Origin of the sequence: Phenylobacterium sp. (assembly GCF_037189685.1) — a bacterium.
In the GTDB taxonomy this organism is placed as follows: domain Bacteria; phylum Pseudomonadota; class Alphaproteobacteria; order Caulobacterales; family Caulobacteraceae; genus Phenylobacterium.
The window spans coordinates 16,433-31,148 of the sequence record NZ_JBBCIT010000004.1 but is presented as its reverse complement, the minus strand read 5'-3'; the positions used below and the strand labels follow the sequence as shown (position 1 = coordinate 31,148).

General features: G+C 70.3%; 17 protein-coding genes. 8 read left to right on the top strand and 9 right to left on the bottom strand.

The features are described from left to right. The first annotated feature begins 72 nt into the window (after positions 1–72). From sdhC to WG212_RS02360, 5 genes are read left to right on the top strand one after another with little or no spacing between them, the layout of a single operon-like run. Positions 73–480 (top strand): succinate dehydrogenase, cytochrome b556 subunit, encoded by a 408-nt coding sequence (gene sdhC / locus WG212_RS02380; RefSeq protein WP_337185461.1) that lies wholly within the window; start codon positions 73–75, stop codon positions 478–480. Beyond that, entirely contained in the window at positions 480–875 is a 396-nt protein-coding gene (gene sdhD / locus WG212_RS02375; protein WP_337185460.1) for a succinate dehydrogenase, hydrophobic membrane anchor protein, read from the top strand. Before sdhC ends, sdhD begins: the two co-directional genes overlap by 1 nt. Next, positions 875–2,662, top strand: coding sequence for a succinate dehydrogenase flavoprotein subunit (sdhA, locus tag WG212_RS02370; RefSeq protein WP_337185459.1), 1,788 nt, complete (start codon positions 875–877; stop codon positions 2,660–2,662). The genes sdhD and sdhA overlap by 1 nt, the downstream gene beginning before the upstream one ends. A gap of 21 nt (positions 2,663–2,683) precedes the next feature. Beyond that, the gene (locus WG212_RS02365) at positions 2,684–3,466 is read left to right on the top strand and encodes a succinate dehydrogenase iron-sulfur subunit (RefSeq protein WP_337185458.1); all 783 of its coding nucleotides are present in this window, start codon (positions 2,684–2,686) and stop codon (positions 3,464–3,466) included. Further along, positions 3,463–4,575: an endonuclease/exonuclease/phosphatase family protein gene (locus WG212_RS02360; RefSeq protein ID WP_337185457.1), complete on the top strand. Its 1,113-nt coding sequence runs from the start codon at positions 3,463–3,465 to the stop codon at positions 4,573–4,575. The genes WG212_RS02365 and WG212_RS02360 overlap by 4 nt, the downstream gene beginning before the upstream one ends. Before the next feature lie 7 nt (positions 4,576–4,582). On the opposite strand, the gene WG212_RS02355 is transcribed toward WG212_RS02360, so the two are convergent. The 7 genes from WG212_RS02355 to WG212_RS02325 all read right to left on the bottom strand — a co-directional run bounded on the left by WG212_RS02355 (position 4,583) and on the right by WG212_RS02325 (position 10,069). Continuing rightward, positions 4,583–4,876 carry a type II toxin-antitoxin system RelE/ParE family toxin gene (locus WG212_RS02355; RefSeq protein ID WP_337185456.1) on the bottom strand — a complete coding sequence of 98 codons (294 nt, stop codon included), beginning with the start codon at positions 4,874–4,876 and terminating at the stop codon, positions 4,583–4,585. Further along, entirely contained in the window at positions 4,873–5,142 is a 270-nt protein-coding gene (locus tag WG212_RS02350) for a ribbon-helix-helix domain-containing protein (RefSeq protein WP_337185455.1), read from the bottom strand. Before WG212_RS02350 ends, WG212_RS02355 begins: the two co-directional genes overlap by 4 nt. 66 nt (positions 5,143–5,208) lie before the next feature. Further along, positions 5,209–5,784 (bottom strand): helix-turn-helix domain-containing protein, encoded by a 576-nt coding sequence (locus WG212_RS02345; RefSeq protein WP_337185454.1) that lies wholly within the window; start codon positions 5,782–5,784, stop codon positions 5,209–5,211. A 48-nt stretch (positions 5,785–5,832) separates the two neighbouring features. After that, positions 5,833–7,284: a GntP family permease gene (locus WG212_RS02340; protein WP_337185453.1), complete on the bottom strand. Its 1,452-nt coding sequence runs from the start codon at positions 7,282–7,284 to the stop codon at positions 5,833–5,835. Positions 7,285–7,786: 502 nt separating this feature from the next. After that, complete coding sequence (locus WG212_RS02335; protein WP_337185452.1) at positions 7,787–9,061, bottom strand: cytochrome P450; 1,275 nt, start codon at positions 9,059–9,061, stop codon at positions 7,787–7,789. Between the two features lie 106 nt (positions 9,062–9,167). After that, the gene (locus tag WG212_RS02330) at positions 9,168–9,686 is read right to left on the bottom strand and encodes a hypothetical protein (RefSeq protein WP_337185451.1); all 519 of its coding nucleotides are present in this window, start codon (positions 9,684–9,686) and stop codon (positions 9,168–9,170) included. Positions 9,687–9,760: 74 nt separating this feature from the next. Beyond that, the gene (locus WG212_RS02325; RefSeq protein WP_337185450.1) at positions 9,761–10,069 is read right to left on the bottom strand and encodes an antibiotic biosynthesis monooxygenase; all 309 of its coding nucleotides are present in this window, start codon (positions 10,067–10,069) and stop codon (positions 9,761–9,763) included. Between the two features lie 108 nt (positions 10,070–10,177). Here WG212_RS02325 and WG212_RS02320 point away from each other — a divergent pair, with 108 nt between their 5' ends. Both WG212_RS02320 and WG212_RS02315 read left to right on the top strand, forming a co-directional pair. After that, on the top strand, positions 10,178–11,425 hold the full coding sequence (locus tag WG212_RS02320; RefSeq protein WP_337185449.1) for an FAD-dependent oxidoreductase: 1,248 nt from the start codon (positions 10,178–10,180) through the stop codon (positions 11,423–11,425). 9 nt (positions 11,426–11,434) lie between these two features. Then, positions 11,435–11,755, top strand: a complete 321-nt coding sequence (locus WG212_RS02315; protein ID WP_337185448.1) for a 2Fe-2S iron-sulfur cluster-binding protein — start codon at positions 11,435–11,437, stop codon at positions 11,753–11,755. 47 nt (positions 11,756–11,802) lie between these two features. Here WG212_RS02315 and WG212_RS02310 read toward each other — a convergent pair whose 3' ends face one another. Next, positions 11,803–12,504: a methyltransferase gene (locus tag WG212_RS02310; RefSeq protein ID WP_337185447.1), complete on the bottom strand. Its 702-nt coding sequence runs from the start codon at positions 12,502–12,504 to the stop codon at positions 11,803–11,805. Continuing rightward, a complete protein-coding gene (locus WG212_RS02305; protein WP_337185446.1) occupies positions 12,494–12,943 on the bottom strand; it encodes an Rrf2 family transcriptional regulator in 450 nt (149 codons plus the stop codon). The genes WG212_RS02310 and WG212_RS02305 overlap by 11 nt, the downstream gene beginning before the upstream one ends. Positions 12,944–13,126: 183 nt before the next feature. Between WG212_RS02305 and WG212_RS02300 the strand changes: the two genes are divergently transcribed. Further along, positions 13,127–14,713, top strand: a complete 1,587-nt coding sequence (locus WG212_RS02300) for a response regulator (RefSeq protein WP_337185445.1) — start codon at positions 13,127–13,129, stop codon at positions 14,711–14,713. Positions 14,714–14,716: the final 3 nt, after the last annotated feature.

Below are 14,716 nucleotides of genomic sequence, written 5' to 3'. Positions count from 1 at the left end.
GTTCGTTGACACCGTTCGCCCGGCGCCTAAAACCCGCGGGGCCGAAGGCTTTTGGGGAGGCCGGCTCTAGCCATGTCCACCGTTCCACGCGGTCCCGCCGACCGTCCGATGTCGCCGCACCTGCAGATCTGGCGATGGCACATCACCATGGCCACCTCGATCCTGCATCGGGCCAGCATCTTCGCCCTCTACCTGGGCCTCCTCCTGCTCGCCGGCTGGCTGGTGGCGCTGGCGGCCGGGCCCGACGCCTCGGCGGCCTACGAAGGCGTGGTCGGATCGCCCCTGGGCCTGCTGGTGCTCTTCGGCATCACGGTCATGGTGTTCTTCAACCTGGCCTACAACGTCCGCCAGGCCTTCTGGGACCTTGGCCACGGCTTCCAGATCAAGACCGCCGAGGCCACCGCCTGGGCCACCATCGCCTTCGGGATCGCCGCCGCGGTCGCGTTCTGGGCCGGCCTCGCGATGCTGGGGGCCCTGTGATGGCCGATCAACGCTTCCGCACGCCGCGCTCCGTCGCCGCCGGCCTGGGCTCGGCCCACCACGGCGTCCATCACTTCCTGGTCGAGCGCGTCTCGGCCCTGGCGCTGGTTCCCCTGGTGATCTGGGGCGGCTTCGCCGCCGCGGGCCTGGTGGGCGCCGGACATGCCGCGGCCCTCGAGTGGATCGCGCACCCGGTCAACAGCGTCCTGCTGGGCGCGCTGCTGATCTGCGGCCTGATCCACGTCAAGAACGCCATGCAGGTGGTCATCGAGGACTACATCCACCGCTTCGTCACCAAGGCGGCCCTGCTGTTGCTCAATCTCACGGTCTGCATTCTCGCGGGCGCCCTCGGCGTCTTCGCGATCCTCAAGGCCGCCTTGACCGGAGGCTTCTGATGTCGACCTACCAGTTCATCGATCACAAGTTCGACGTCGTCGTCGTCGGCGCCGGCGGTTCGGGCCTGCGCGCGGCGCTGGGCTGCGCCCAGGCGGGGCTCAAGACGGCCTGCATCACCAAGGTCTTCCCCACCCGCTCGCACACGGTCGCCGCGCAAGGCGGGATCTCCGCATCCCTGGGCAACATGGGCGAGGACGACTGGCGCTGGCACATGTACGACACCGTCAAGGGGTCGGACTGGCTGGGCGACCAGGACGCCATCGAATACCTGTGCCGCAACGCGCCGGCCGCCGTCTACGAGCTGGAGCACTGGGGCGTGCCGTTCAGCCGGACGCCCGACGGCAAGATCTACCAGCGCGCCTTCGGCGGCATGACCAAGAACTACGGCGAGGCCCCGATCCAGCGCACCTGCGCGGCGGCCGACCGCACCGGCCACGCCATGCTGCACACCATGTATGGCCAGAGCCTAGCGCACGACACCGAGTTCTTCATCGAATACTTCGCCCTCGACCTGATCATGGACGAGGGGACGTGCCGGGGCGTGACCGCCTGGAAGCTGGACGACGGCACCCTGCACCGCTTCCAGGCCCAGCTCGTGATCCTGGCCACCGGCGGCTATGGCCGCGCCTACTTCTCGGCCACCTCGGCCCACACCTGCACCGGCGACGGCGGCGGCATGATCCTGCGGGCGGACCTGCCGCTGCAGGACATGGAGTTCGTGCAGTTCCACCCGACCGGCATCTACGGATCGGGCTGCCTGATCACCGAGGGCGCCCGCGGCGAGGGCGGCTATCTCACCAACTCCGAGGGCGAGCGCTTCATGGAGCGCTATGCGCCCACCGTGAAGGACCTGGCGCCGCGCGACATGGTGAGCCGGGCCATGACCATGGAGATCCGCGAGGGCCGCGGGGTGGGTCCGAAGAAGGACCACATCTTCCTGCACCTCGACCACCTGGACCCGAAGATCCTGGCCGAGCGCCTGCCGGGCATCTCGGAGAGCGCCAAGATCTTCGCCGGCGTCGACGTGACCAAGGAGCCGATCCCGGTCCTGCCGACGGTGCACTACAACATGGGCGGCATCCCCACGAACTTCTACTCCGAGGTCGTGACCAAGGCCGGCAAGGACCCCGACAAGGTGGTTCCCGGCCTGATGGCCGTGGGCGAGGCGGCCTGCGTGAGCGTGCACGGCGCCAACCGCCTGGGCTCGAACTCGCTGATCGACCTGGTGGTGTTCGGCCGCTCGGCGGCCCTGCGCGCGGCCGACACGGTCAAGGCCGGGGCCACCCAGCCCGAGCTGAAGCCCGCCATGACCGACGGCCACCTGGCCCGCCTGGACCGCTTCCGCAACGCCGACGGCGGCACCTCGACCGCCGCGCTCCGCCTGGAGATGCAGATGGCGATGCAGGAGGACGCCGCCGTCTACCGCACCTCCGACGCCCTGAAGTCGGGGGTCGAGCGGATGAAGGCGGTGAACGCCAAGCGCCCGGACCTCAAGGTCTCGGACCGTTCCATGATCTGGAATTCCGACCTCATGGAGACCCTGGAGCTCGACAACCTGATCGGCCAGGCGCTGGTCACGGTGACGGGGGCCGAGAACCGCACCGAGAGCCGCGGCGCCCACGCGCACGAGGACTTCCCCGAGCGCGACGACGCCAACTGGATGAAGCACACGCTCGCCTGGCTCGACGACGCCTCGGGCAAGGTGAAGATCGATTTCCGCCCGGTGCACGACTACACCATGACCAACGAGATCGCCCCGTTCCCGCCCAAGGCGCGGGTCTACTAGGCCGGAAGGACAGCAACGCAGATGGTCCAGCTCACCCTTCCCAAGAACTCGAAAGTCACGGGCGGCAAGCACCACCCCGCGCCGGCCGGCGCGGGGCAGGTGAAGACCTTCAAGGTCTATCGCTACGACCCCGACAACGGCCAGAACCCGCGCTGGGACACGTATGACGTGGACATCAGCCACTGCGGGCCGATGGTCCTGGACGTTCTGATCCACATCAAGAACACCATGGACCCCACCCTCACCTTCCGGCGTTCGTGCCGCGAGGGGATCTGCGGGTCGTGCGCCATGAACATCGCCGGGCGCAACACGCTGGCCTGCATCCACGGCCACGAGGACTGCCCGTCGGGCACGGTGGCGATCAGCCCCCTGCCGCACATGCCGGTGGTCAAGGACCTGGTGCCGGACCTGACCCTGTTCTACGCCCAGTACGCCTCGGTCGAGCCCTGGCTGCACACCGAGACGCCCGAGCCGCAGAAGGAATGGCGCCAGTCGCCGGAGGACCGCGAGAAGCTGGACGGCCTCTATGAGTGCATCCTGTGCGCCTGCTGCTCGACCTCGTGCCCCAGCTACTGGTGGAACCAGGAGAAGTACCTGGGCCCGGCGGCGCTGCTGCACGCCTACCGCTGGATCATCGATTCCCGCGACGAGGCCACGGGCGAGCGGCTGGACGACCTGGAAGACCCCTTCAAGCTCTACCGCTGCCACACCATCATGAACTGCGCCCAGGTCTGCCCCAAGGGCCTGAACCCGGCCAAGGCCATCGCCGAGATCAAGAAGAAGCTGGTCGACCGGGTGGTGTGATTCCGAAGCGGCCGGCCGCACCTGTCAGACTGGCGGCCTGGATCGCCGCCGGCCTCCTGCTGGCCGGGTGCGCCACCCTGCCTGAGGCGCGGGCGGTGGATTGCGGGGGCGTCGCGGCGCCGGACATCGCGCTCTCGGCCGACGGGCGGACGGCGAGCACGACGCTGGACGTACTGACCTACAACGTCGAGGGCCTGGGCTGGCCGGCGCGGCGGGGGCGGGCCTCGGAGCTAGGCGAGATCGGGGCTCGGCTCTCGGCGCTGCGCGCGGCGGGCGAGGGCCCCGACGTGGTGCTGTTCCAGGAGGTGTTCTCGAAGGCGGCCGTGGGCGCCGTGGACACCGCCGGCTATCCGGCCCAGGCGGCGGGGCCGGGGCGGCGCTCGCGGCGCGACCTGCCGGCCGCCGGCTCCACAGGGCGGCGGAACTGGATGCGGGGGGAACTGGGCCTCAGGTTCACGACCGGCGGCCTGGCGGTCTCCAGCCGCTATCCCATCCTGGAGGCCGAGGGCGAGCCGTTCAGCCGGCGCGGCTGCGCGGGGCTGGACTGCCTCAGCAACAAGGGCGCGCTCTTCGCCCGCATCGCGGTGCCCGGCGCGCCGGCGCCGGTGGACGTGTTCAACACCCACATGAACTCGCGCAAGGCCTCGCGGGCGCCGCGGGGCCGCACGGCGGCGGCGCACGCGATCCAGGCGGTGGAGCTGTCGGCCTTCATGGCCGTGCGGCGCAATCCGGACCATGCGGCGATCCTGGGCGGCGACTTCAACATGCGCGGCTCGGAGGCGCGCTTCGAGATCTTCGACTTCCTGCTGCCCCTCACCCTGGTGCACCGCTACTGCGTCGACGAGCCGGAACTCTGCACGGTGAAGGCGTCATGGGACGGCGACGAGCCCTGGATGGACACTCAGGACCTCCAGCTCTTCGAGGACGGCCGGCGAATGGCGATCCGGCCGGTGCGGGTGGAGACGATGTTCGACGGCCGGCCCGACAGCCCGGCCCTCTCGGACCACGACGCGCTGCGCGTCGTCTACGAACTGAGCTGGCCGGCCGAACTCACGCAGGCGGCGGGCCCGGGGTGCCCGGCCGGAACAGGGCTTCCAGGCCGAAGGTGAGGGCGGGCTATTCGCCCGGGCCGAAGCCGCGGCTCTCCCGGCAATGCCACAGACGCAGGACCATGATGGTTCCGGCCGCGATCTCGTATCGCAACTCGTAGTCGCCGACGACGATCCGCCGGACCTCCCGCGGCGCATAGGCGTCCAGCTTCTCGCCGATGCGGGGATGATCGATCAGCCGGCCCGGCGCCTGCGCGAGCTGACGAACGACGCGCGTCGCCGCCTGCGGGGCGACGGGGCGGAGATGCTCATGGAGGCGGGCGAGGTCGGACGAGGCCTTGCCGGTCCACCGGACATTCATGCCGTGGGCGGAGGTAGCGGATCTTCGGTTGCGAGACTGTCGGCCCAGGCCAGGATCGCTTGATGTTCGATCAATCGCCCGGCATCCACGTCGGCCAGGGCCTCGAGCGTCATCCGGTGACGCTCTTCCTCCTGATCGACCCAGGCGGCCAGCGCCTGCTTCATCACCCATCCGCGCGAGCGCTCGAGACGCGCCGCCATGGCGTCCACCTTCTCTGCAAGGCCCGCCGGCACGTGTGCTGTCAGAACCCTCGTTTCCGCGGCCACGCCAATCCTCTACAATCAGTTCGATTGAATGTTAATCACCCTACCGCCTCGCCGCAAGCAGAGCCCTCAGGCTGCCTGCGGCCGGAACAGGGCTTCCAGGCCGGCGATGACGTCTTCGATCAGTTCGGGATCGCCCGCCGGCCCGGCGAGGGAGGCGGCGCCGTGGGCCGCGGCCCAGACGGCCAGGGTGATCTTGTCGACCGGCGGGTTCTCGCGGCCCAGCACCTCGGCCACTTCGACCACGGTGCGGCGCAGCACCGACAGCACCTCGCCCCGCGCGCCGGCCACCCGGGGCAGGTCGGCGACCTCGGGGTCGAACATCAGGGCGAACATGGCCGGCTCGCGGCCGGCGAAGGCGAAGTAGCCGGTGGCCCAGGCGCGCAGGCGCACGCCCTCCGCCGCCGCCTGGTCGCCCTGGTCCAGCGACCGGCGCAGTTCGCCGAAGCCGATGGCGGCCAGCTCGCCGAGCAGCGCCGCCTTGCTCTCGTAGTGATGATACATCGAGCCGGTGGTGATCCCGGCCCGTGACGCCAGGGCGCGCAGGTTGAACTGCTTGAGGTCGCCCTCCTCCAGCATCGCCCGCGCCTCGCGGATCAGGCGGCCGGGCAGGTCGCCCACGTGATAGCGGCGTCCGACGGACATGGGGGACAGTGTACGCCGCAGGGCGGCGGCGCCTAGAGCGCAGGCCCGTCAGAACGCGCCCAGCATGGAGCCGAGGGCGACCACCGCCGCAAGGGCCGCGAGCGCCGGGAGGATGCCCGAGATCGCGATGTCGACGTAGCTCTCGCGGTGGGTGGCTCCGCAGAGGGACAGCAGCGTCACCACGGCGCCGTTGTGCGGCAGGATGTCGAGCGTCCCGGCGCCGATGGCGGCCACCCGGTGCATCAGCGCGGGATCGATCCCCCGGGCCTCGGCGATCTCGCGATAGGTGGCGCCCAGCGCCTCCAGCGCGATGGACAGCCCGCCCGACGCCGAGCCGGTCATGGCCGCCAGCAGATTCGTCGCGACGGCCAGCGAGACCACCGGGCCGCCGTCGAACCCCAGCACCCAGTCGCGGATGGCGTGGAAGGCCGGCAGGGCGGCGACCACGCCGCCGAAGCCCACGAGGCTCGCCACGCTGAGCGCCGGTAAGGCCGCCGCGTTGGCGCCCGCGCCCATGCTGTCGCGAAGGCTCTTGAGACGCCGGCGGTTGAGGGCCACGACCGACACGATCGCCAGCATCAGCGCCGCCGCGACCGACCAGACGCCCGCCACGCGTGCGATCGTGGTGGCGCCCCACTCGGGCCGCGCCAGCAGCGGCATCTCGATCCGGGGCAGGACCAGGAGCGAGAGGACGAGGTTCGCCGAGATCATCACCGCGAACGGCGCGAGCGCGATCCAGGCCGGGGGACGATCCGCGTCGGCGGCGCCGGTGGCCACCTCCGCCGGGTCGAAGTCGGCGCCGCTGATGGCATGCTCGCGCACGGCGGAGGCGCCCGGCCCCCGGGCGGCGGCCTCGAACGTCTCGCCGCGCAGGCGGGCGCGGCGCTCGGCCAGTGTCAGCCACCCCATCCCCAGCCCGAGCATGATCACGGCCGCCATGATCCCCAGGCCGGGCGCCGCATAGATCGTGGTGTCGAAGAACGGCATGGGGATCACGTTCTGGATGGCCGGCGTCCCCGGCAGCGCGGTCATGGTGAAGGTGGAGGTTCCCAGCATGATCGCCGCGGGCGCCAGGCGCCGGGGTATCCCGGCGCTGCGGAACAGGGCCAGCGCCATCGGGGCGAGGACGAAGAAGGCGACGAACAGGCTGACGCCGCCATAGGTCATGAGCGCGCCGGCGAGGACCACCGCCAGCAGGCTCCGCCGCGCGCCCAGCCGCCGGGTCACGAGGTCGGCGATCGCCTCCACCGATCCGCTGTCGTTCATCAGCTTGCCGAACAGGGCGCCCAGGACGAACAGCGGGAAGAACTGGGCGAGGAAGGTGGCGGCGCTGGGCATGAAGACCTGGGTCCAGCTCGCCAGCAGGGGAAAGCCCGACAGGGTCGCGGCCAGGCCCGCCGCCATCGGCGCCAGGAGGAGGACGCTCCAGCCGCGGAAGGCCAGCCACATCAGGAGCGCGAGGGACAGCAGTATGCCCAGCAGGCTGAACGCTTCAGGCATTCCGGGCGCTTCGGGCATTCGGGGACCTTCCCTTGCGGACGCCGGTCCCTGGTCGCCGTTGCGGCGCGCGGGATCAAGCCCCGCCGCGCAGGCAACCTGTCCTACAGCCGGTCTGCCTCTCGATCGGCATTTCGGCCACGGCGCAAACCTCTGGGCGGGAAGACCGCGGACTCCGAGCCACGCCCGGACACGAAGCCGTCCGGGCGCGCCCCAGTCGGATGGCGCCTGAGGTGGATGGCCCCTAGAGGCTGTTAGGGACCGGTGTCCCGATGCAGCGTTGAACCACCTGAGATCGTCATCGCCGGGCTTGTCCCGGCGACCCATCCCTCGGCCGCAATGCCGTGGGGGCGGACCGCGTCGCGCGGCCCGCCGCAGAAGGCTATGGCAGCGGAACCCTGGGTCCCCGGGACAAGCCCGGGGATGACGACCTGGAAGAGAGGGGCAAACCCCCACTCCCGACAGCGCAGGCCCTGACAGCCTCCAGGGAGTCGGGGCGCGACCGTCAGTTCCGCGTCGGGATGATCACCGGCAGGGTCTCATAGCCCTTCACGAAGACCGAATGCGTGCGCTCGGGCTCGCGGACCAGGCGCACCTCGGGGAAGCGCTTCAGGATCTCTTCCCAGATGATGGTGAGCTGGAGTTCCGCCAGCCGGTTACCGACGCAGCGGTGGATGCCGAAGCCGAACGACAGGTGGTTCCGCGGCCGCTCGCGGTCGATGATGTAGGCGTTCGGGTTCTCGATCTGGGCGTCGTCGCGGTTGCCCGAGACGTACCACATGACCACCCGGTCGCCGGCCCGGATGGTCTGGCCGCCCAGCTCGAAGTCGCTGGTCGCGGTGCGGGCCATGTGGGCCAGCGGGGTCTGCCAGCGGATGGTCTCGGACACCATCGAGGTGACCAGCGACGGGTTGGCCCGCAGCTTGTCGCACTGGTCCGGGTGCTTGTTCAGCGCGTAGACCGAGCCCGAGATGGTGTTCCGCGTGGTGTCGTTGCCGCCGATGATCAGCAGCACGACGTTCGAGTGGTAGTCGTGAGGGCCCAGATTCCGGGTGGCCTCGGCATGGGCCATCATCGAGACCAGATCGAACCGGGGCTCGGCGTTCACCCGTTCGGCCCACAGCGCGTCGAAGGCGGCGAAGCAGGCGTCGGCCTGCTCGCGCTTGTGCTCCCAGCTCTTCGCCGGACCGTGGCCGGGGGCGTTGGTGAACATGTCGGACCAGAAGGTCAGATCGCGACGGCGTTCCTGCGGATAGTCGAAGAGCGTGGCCAGGGTCATGGCCGTCAGCTCCTTCGAGACCAGGTCGACCCAGTCGAACTCCCGGCCGATGGGAAGGCCGTCCAGGATGGCGCCCGCACGCTCGCGGATCAGGGGCGCCATCGCCGCCAGATTGGCGGGCGCCACGGCCGGGCTGACCGCCTTGCGCTGCACGTCGTGGCCCGGCGGGTCCATGGCGATGAAGCTGGAGCCGCGGGGCCGCTTGTCGCCCTCGATCTTGGACTCGATCGTCTGCAGGACGATGTTGTCCGCCGAGGAAAACACCTGGTGGTTGGTGTCCACCGTCATGATGTCGGCGTAGCGGCTGATCGACCAGAAGCCGTCGTACTCGCCGTTCGGCGCCGCCCAGTGGACGGGGGCCTCCTTCCGCAGCCGCTCGAAGACCGGCCACATGGCGTCGGCGGCGAACAGGTCCGGCTGGGCGGGGTTGAGCGCCTCGATCGGCACGCTCCAGGCCTCGGCCGCCGCAGCCTGCTTCAGGTCGATGGAACCGTCGTCCATGGCTTTTCCTCCCGGGCGCTGACGGCCCTTTGGGAGCATGGGGCCGATCCAAACGCTGTTCGGCAAGGCCTTAGGCGGAACCCGCGCGAAGGGCGGGGCCTTCCCGTCAAGGCATGGGCGTGTGAGGACTATCGACGATCTTCACCAGGCGTCCGTCCACGAAACTCAACTGCACAAACCGGGACATCACCAGGCAGGCCTTTCCCCGATTGAGAGTCCACGACTGCTCGTCTTCGGAGATCGCCAGGAGTTCCGCCGCCGAACGGGGATAGACTTCGGAAACGGGGGGCCAGACTTGGCGGCCGTTCCGCATCTCGGCGTACCCCGGCCTTTGCCGCGCCAACCTCTGAAGTCGAGGAAGTCCAACGATGAGCAAAGATTGTTCAGGGCGATTCCAGTTCAGCCTGCTGCTCGCATCGATCAGCGTCATACCAATCTGGAAGCCAGCATGATCTCCAGCTTGAAAAGTGCGTTCCCGGCACGCCGGGATCGTGTAGCGCGCAGTCGCGACTACCACCAAGTTGATGGTCATCAGCGCAAGGGGATTCAACAGGAAGAGTGTGAGGACGAACGCGACCGCCAAGCCCTTCCAGAGCGCGCTGTAGCGTTGGTTCTTCAGCTTCATCGCCGAAACGGTAGCCTGAAGGCGCGCCGTGGTTAAGCTGGCCCCGGCGTCGGACGAAGCCGAAGTCTGGCCCGCTATCGCACGATCTGGTCGCTGACGATCGTCATGCTGAGGACCGGCGCGCCGCCGTCGAGCGTGGCGTCCTCGAACTCGGCCCGGGCCTCGGGGTCGTCATAGGCCATGCCGTCGTCCATCGCCGCCTGCCAGGTGGCCTCGTCCGGCCATTCGGCGGCGCCGACGTAGCGGCCGTCGGCGGTGCGGCCGAGGCGCGAACCATAGCTGCCGTACTTGCGCGTGATGGCCAGGGTGCCGCGGCGCCACGCGTCTTCGAACTGCGCCTCCTTGCCGGGTCTGGCGCGCCATTCGTACAAAACCAGGAACATTTGCCCTCCGCGAGGTCAGCCTGCAAAGAGGGGGAAACGTCGGAAACGGCGCGGAGAGCCCGCGCGAGGGAAGTTGACGCCAGTGTCACTTTTGGGCATCGGAGAGATATGAGCGGCGCGAACGCACATGTGGTGATCGTCGGGGCGGGCCACGCCGGTGGGACGGTGGCGGCGCTCCTGCGCCAGTACGGCCATGACGGGCCGATCACGATGGTGGGCGACGAGCCCATCCCGCCCTATCAGCGCCCGCCGCTCAGCAAGGCCTGGCTGAAGGGCGAGGCCGACGCCGATTCGCTGGCGCTCAAGCCGGCCGAATTCTACGCCGAGGCGAGCATCGACTTCCGCCCGGGGGTGACCGCGACCGCCCTGAACCGGGGCGAGAAGACCGTCGCGCTGTCGGACGGTTCGAGCGTTTCGTACGACGCGCTGGTCCTGGCCACCGGCGCGCGGGCCATCGCGCTGCCGATCGCCGGCGCCGACCTGTCGGGCATCCTCTTCCTGCGCACGGCCGCCGACGCCGAGGCGCTGAAGGCCGCGGTGGGGCCTGGCAAGAGGCTGGCCGTGGTGGGCGGCGGCTACATCGGCCTGGAGGTCGCCGCGTCAGGCCGCGCCCTGGGCGCGGAGGTGGTGGTGCTGGAGCGCGAGAGCCGCATCCTGGCCCGCGTGGCCTGCCAGGCGCTCTCCGACTTCTTCCAGGGCTATCACGAGACGCACGGCGTCAGGTTCGAGCTGGGTTGCAGCGTCGTGGGCTTCGAAGGACGCGACGGCCGGGTCACCGGCGTGAAGCTGGAGGACGGCCGGATCCTGGACTGCGACGCCGTGGTCGTGGGCGTGGGCGCGACCCCCAACGACGAACTGGCCCGCGACGCCGGCCTGGACTGCGCCCGCGGGGTGGTGGTGGACCTGGACGCCCGCAGCGTCTCGGACCCCAACGTCTTCGCCATCGGCGACGTCGCCCACAGGCCCATGCCCATCTACGATCGCATGTTCCGCATGGAGAGCGTGCCCAACGCCCTGGAACAGGCCAAGCAGGCCGCCAGCGCCATCATGGGCCGCCCGCGCCCGTCGGGGGAATGCCCGTGGCAGTGGAGCGACCAGTACGACCTGAAGCTCCAGATCGCCGGCTACGCGTTCGACGTGGACGAGATCGTGATCCGCGGCGATCCGGCCAGCGGCAAGTTCGCCGTCTTCCACCTGAAGGGCGACCAGCTCCAGTCGGTCGAGGCCATCAACGCCCCGCCCGAGTTCATGATGGGCAAGCAGCTCATTCTCAACCGCAAGCCCATCGACAAGGCCAGGCTTGCCGATCCGTCCGTTTCCATGAAAGAGGTCGCCGCGCAGACCGCGGCTCATTAGGGGGCTCCATTGGCGAAGATCACTTACGTCGAGCACGACGGCACCGAGCACACCATCGACGTGAAGTCGGGCCTGTCGGTGATGGAAGGCGCGGTGAAGAACAATATTCCCGGTATCGACGCCGACTGCGGCGGCGCCTGCGCCTGCGCCACCTGCCACGTCTATGTGGACGACGCGTGGCTCGCGAAGACCGGAACCAAGTCGGCGATGGAGGAATCGATGCTCGACTTCGCCGAGGGCGTCGAAGAGAACAGCCGCCTCTCCTGCCAGATCAAGGTCACCGACGACCTCGACGGGCTGCGCGTCACCATGCCCGAGAGCCAGCACTGACTGACGGCCGGCGCCGGGCCGGGCGTTGAGCCTCGCCTGGCCGCCCCTCAGGCGTAGCCGACCCAGCCCCGCCAGGTGAAGGCGGCGTAGAACATCGCCACGTCCCGGAAGCCGGCCGCCCTCAGGACGGCCTCGTCCGCCTCTGGATCGAGAAGATCCAGGGTGGCGCGCACGGCGTCGCGGGCGCCATACGCCTTGTCGGGCTCGACGCCCGAGGCGACGGCGTAGGCCGCGTAGCGCCCGAGCCAGGCCTCCCGGGCGGCCGGTTCCTGCGGGAAGCTGCTGTGCGCGGCGACGAAGGGCGCCCCCGGCCGCAACCGGCGGCGGATCTCGCCCGCCGTCCGCCGCCGATCGTCCGCGTCAAGGAAGTGCAGCGTCAGCAGGCAGACAGCGGCGTCATAGGGCCCCTCGGGCGCATCTTCGACGTAGCCCTTCACCAGCTCGACCCGGCCGCTCAGCGGCCCCAGCGTGCGCCCGGCCAGCCGCAGCATCGGCTCGGCCGGGTCAACGCCGGTGAAGGTCCAGCCTGGGTGGGTCTCGGCCAGCGCCTTCAACTCCAGGCCGCCCCCGGCGCCCAGGACCAGCACCCTGGCGTCGTCCGGCGCGCGTTCGGCCAGCAGCACGCCCGTCATGCGGTGCAGCGCGTCCAGCCCGGGCACGAACCGGCGGGGCCCGTCGGCATAGGCGGCGACCGCCTCGGGGTCTTCGAAATTGGCCAGGAAGGGTTTGGCGCGGGGGTCAGCGGTCATGGCTCACCTGGGCCCTGGGCCGGGCGGCGTAGCGGACGTGGAAATCGGCGCTGAGCACGGCCAGGGACACCTCGCCCAGGCGCGCCAGCAGCACCGCCTCGGCCTCGCGGAAGGCCGTGTCCAGGGCCGCATTGACCGCCTGTTCCACCAGGCAGTCGGGCGCATCGCTCCGGTGACCCAGGGCCAGCAACCGCGGCGAGCCCAGGGCGCGGTAGATGTCGCGCAACGTGACGGATGCGAGATCGCGCGCGAGCACCCAGCCTCCGCCATGCCCCTTGGCCGAGGATACGAACCCCTGCTCGCGGAGGCCCGCCATCGTGCGGCGCACGACCGCCGGATTGGTCCCCATGGCGACGGCCAGAGTCTCGGATGTGACGGGTCCCTCCTGCTCGGCCATATGCAGCAGCACGTGCAGGACGCCTGAGAGGCGGCTGTCCATTCTCATGTATCTTTTGATATTACGTGAAAGCGCGCGCGGTCAATACGGAAGCCGGACGCGGGAAGCGGCCGCGGCGGAGTCACGAACATGTCGCGAAAGGTTCATCCCCGGCCAAGCCGCCGTTAGGGACCCGTCGGCCATCCATGGCGCGCCAGGGGCCGACAGGCCCGGCCGGGGGAAGGCATGACGCTGCTGTTCGACATCGCGCCCTACATTCCGCCGGCGCCGCCCGATGCGACGGGGGCGGAGCTGTTCGACCGCTTCCAGACCGAGCCCGACACCCTGGCCGTCGCGGTGGTCGAGGCGGACGGCCGTCCCGTGGGCCTGGTGGAACGCAACGCCTTCCTGGTGAAGATGGCCGCCCAGCACGGGTACGCGCTGTGGTCCCGGCGTCCGGTCAGCCACTTCATGAAGCCCGACGCCGTCATCGCCGACGGCGACGTCACCGTGGCGGCGTTCTGCGGCAGCGTGCTGGCCGAGCGGCCGTCCGAGCTGCTGCACGGCTTCATCGTGACCCGCGCCGGGCGCTACGCCGGCGTGGGGACGACGCTGGCGCTGCTCCAGGCGTCGGCGGCCGCGGCGGCCAGCCATGCCGAGGCCATGAGCCGCCTGGCGGACGAGGCGAACGAGGCGCTGGCCACCAAGGGCCGCTTCCTGGCGGTGATGAGCCACGAGATCCGCACGCCGCTGAACGGGGTGCTGGCCGTGGCCGAGATCCTGCGCCGCAAGTCGCGCCAGGCCGACCTCGCCCCCTTCATCGACGCCATCCTGGAATCCGGGGGCACGCTGCTGCGCCTGCTGAACGACGCCCTCGACCTGTCGCGCGCCGAGGCGTCGGGCCTGGAGCTGGACGAGGCGCCGCTGGCGGCCGCCCACATGCTCGACGAGGCCGCCAGCCTCTGGGCGGCCCAGGCCGAACTCAAGGGCCTGGAGCTGTCCGCCCGCTACGAGGGCCCGCCCGACCTGTGGGTGCTGGCCGACGCCGTTCGCCTGCGCCAGGTGCTGGACAACCTCGTGGGCAACGCCCTGAAGTTCACCGGGGCCGGCGGCGTCGCCGTGTCGCTGCGCGCCGAGTCCGAGGGCGATCATGTCCGCCTCCTCGGCGCGGTGACCGATTCGGGGCCGGGCATTCCCGAGGACCGCCTGGAGGCGGTCTTCGCGCCGTTCCTGCAGACCGAGACCGGATTGCGCCTCGGCGGCGCGGGCCTGGGCCTGGCCGTGTGCCGGCAGATCGTGGCGCGGATGAACGGGTCGATCTCCGCCCGAAACCGTCCGGGGGGTGGCGCGGAGCTGTGCTTTGAGACGCGGCTTCGCCGCCTGCCGCCGCCGGCGGCGGCGATCGAGACGCCGGCCACGATGGAGGCCGGCGGCGGCGTCCACGTCCTCATCGTCGACGACAATCCCACGAACCGCATGGTCGCCCGGACCCTGGTCGAGATGTTCGGCTGCTCGGGCGAGGCCGTCGACAACGGCGAGGACGCGGTCCGGGCCGTGACCGAGGGTCGCTTCGACCTGGTTCTCATGGACATCAAGATGCCCGGCATCGACGGGGTGGAGGCCACGCGGCGCATCCGCTCGGGCGGCGGGCCGCTGTCCCAGACGCCGATCCTGGCGCTCACCGCGAACGCCGATCCGGCCGACGCGGCGTTCTATCGCCTCTGCGGCATGAACGGGGTGGTCGAGAAGCCCATCAAGCCCGAACGCCTGCTGGCCGCCATGAACGCCGTCCTGCAGATCGACACCGCCGAGACTGTCGAAGCCGCGGCCTGAGGA

What these genes read in the sequence shown, in the direction of transcription:
- WG212_RS02365 (WP_337185458.1), top strand. Translation starts at nt 2,684, where the DNA reads ATGGTCCAGCTCACCCTTCCCAAGAACTCGAAAGTCACGGGCGGCAAG.
- WG212_RS02325 (WP_337185450.1), bottom strand. Translation starts at nt 10,069, where the DNA reads ATGTTCCTGGTTTTGTACGAATGGCGCGCCAGACCCGGCAAGGAGGCG.
- WG212_RS02345 (WP_337185454.1), bottom strand. Translation starts at nt 5,784, where the DNA reads ATGTCCGTCGGACGCCGCTATCACGTGGGCGACCTGCCCGGCCGCCTG.
- WG212_RS02355 (WP_337185456.1), bottom strand. Translation starts at nt 4,876, where the DNA reads ATGAATGTCCGGTGGACCGGCAAGGCCTCGTCCGACCTCGCCCGCCTC.
- sdhD (WP_337185460.1), top strand. Translation starts at nt 480, where the DNA reads ATGGCCGATCAACGCTTCCGCACGCCGCGCTCCGTCGCCGCCGGCCTG.
- WG212_RS02310 (WP_337185447.1), bottom strand. Translation starts at nt 12,504, where the DNA reads ATGACCGCTGACCCCCGCGCCAAACCCTTCCTGGCCAATTTCGAAGAC.
- WG212_RS02330 (WP_337185451.1), bottom strand. Translation starts at nt 9,686, where the DNA reads ATGAAGCTGAAGAACCAACGCTACAGCGCGCTCTGGAAGGGCTTGGCG.
- WG212_RS02300 (WP_337185445.1), top strand. Translation starts at nt 13,127, where the DNA reads ATGACGCTGCTGTTCGACATCGCGCCCTACATTCCGCCGGCGCCGCCC.
- sdhC (WP_337185461.1), top strand. Translation starts at nt 73, where the DNA reads ATGTCCACCGTTCCACGCGGTCCCGCCGACCGTCCGATGTCGCCGCAC.
- sdhA (WP_337185459.1), top strand. Translation starts at nt 875, where the DNA reads ATGTCGACCTACCAGTTCATCGATCACAAGTTCGACGTCGTCGTCGTC.
- WG212_RS02320 (WP_337185449.1), top strand. Translation starts at nt 10,178, where the DNA reads ATGAGCGGCGCGAACGCACATGTGGTGATCGTCGGGGCGGGCCACGCC.
- WG212_RS02340 (WP_337185453.1), bottom strand. Translation starts at nt 7,284, where the DNA reads ATGCCTGAAGCGTTCAGCCTGCTGGGCATACTGCTGTCCCTCGCGCTC.
- WG212_RS02335 (WP_337185452.1), bottom strand. Translation starts at nt 9,061, where the DNA reads ATGGACGACGGTTCCATCGACCTGAAGCAGGCTGCGGCGGCCGAGGCC.
- WG212_RS02305 (WP_337185446.1), bottom strand. Translation starts at nt 12,943, where the DNA reads ATGGACAGCCGCCTCTCAGGCGTCCTGCACGTGCTGCTGCATATGGCC.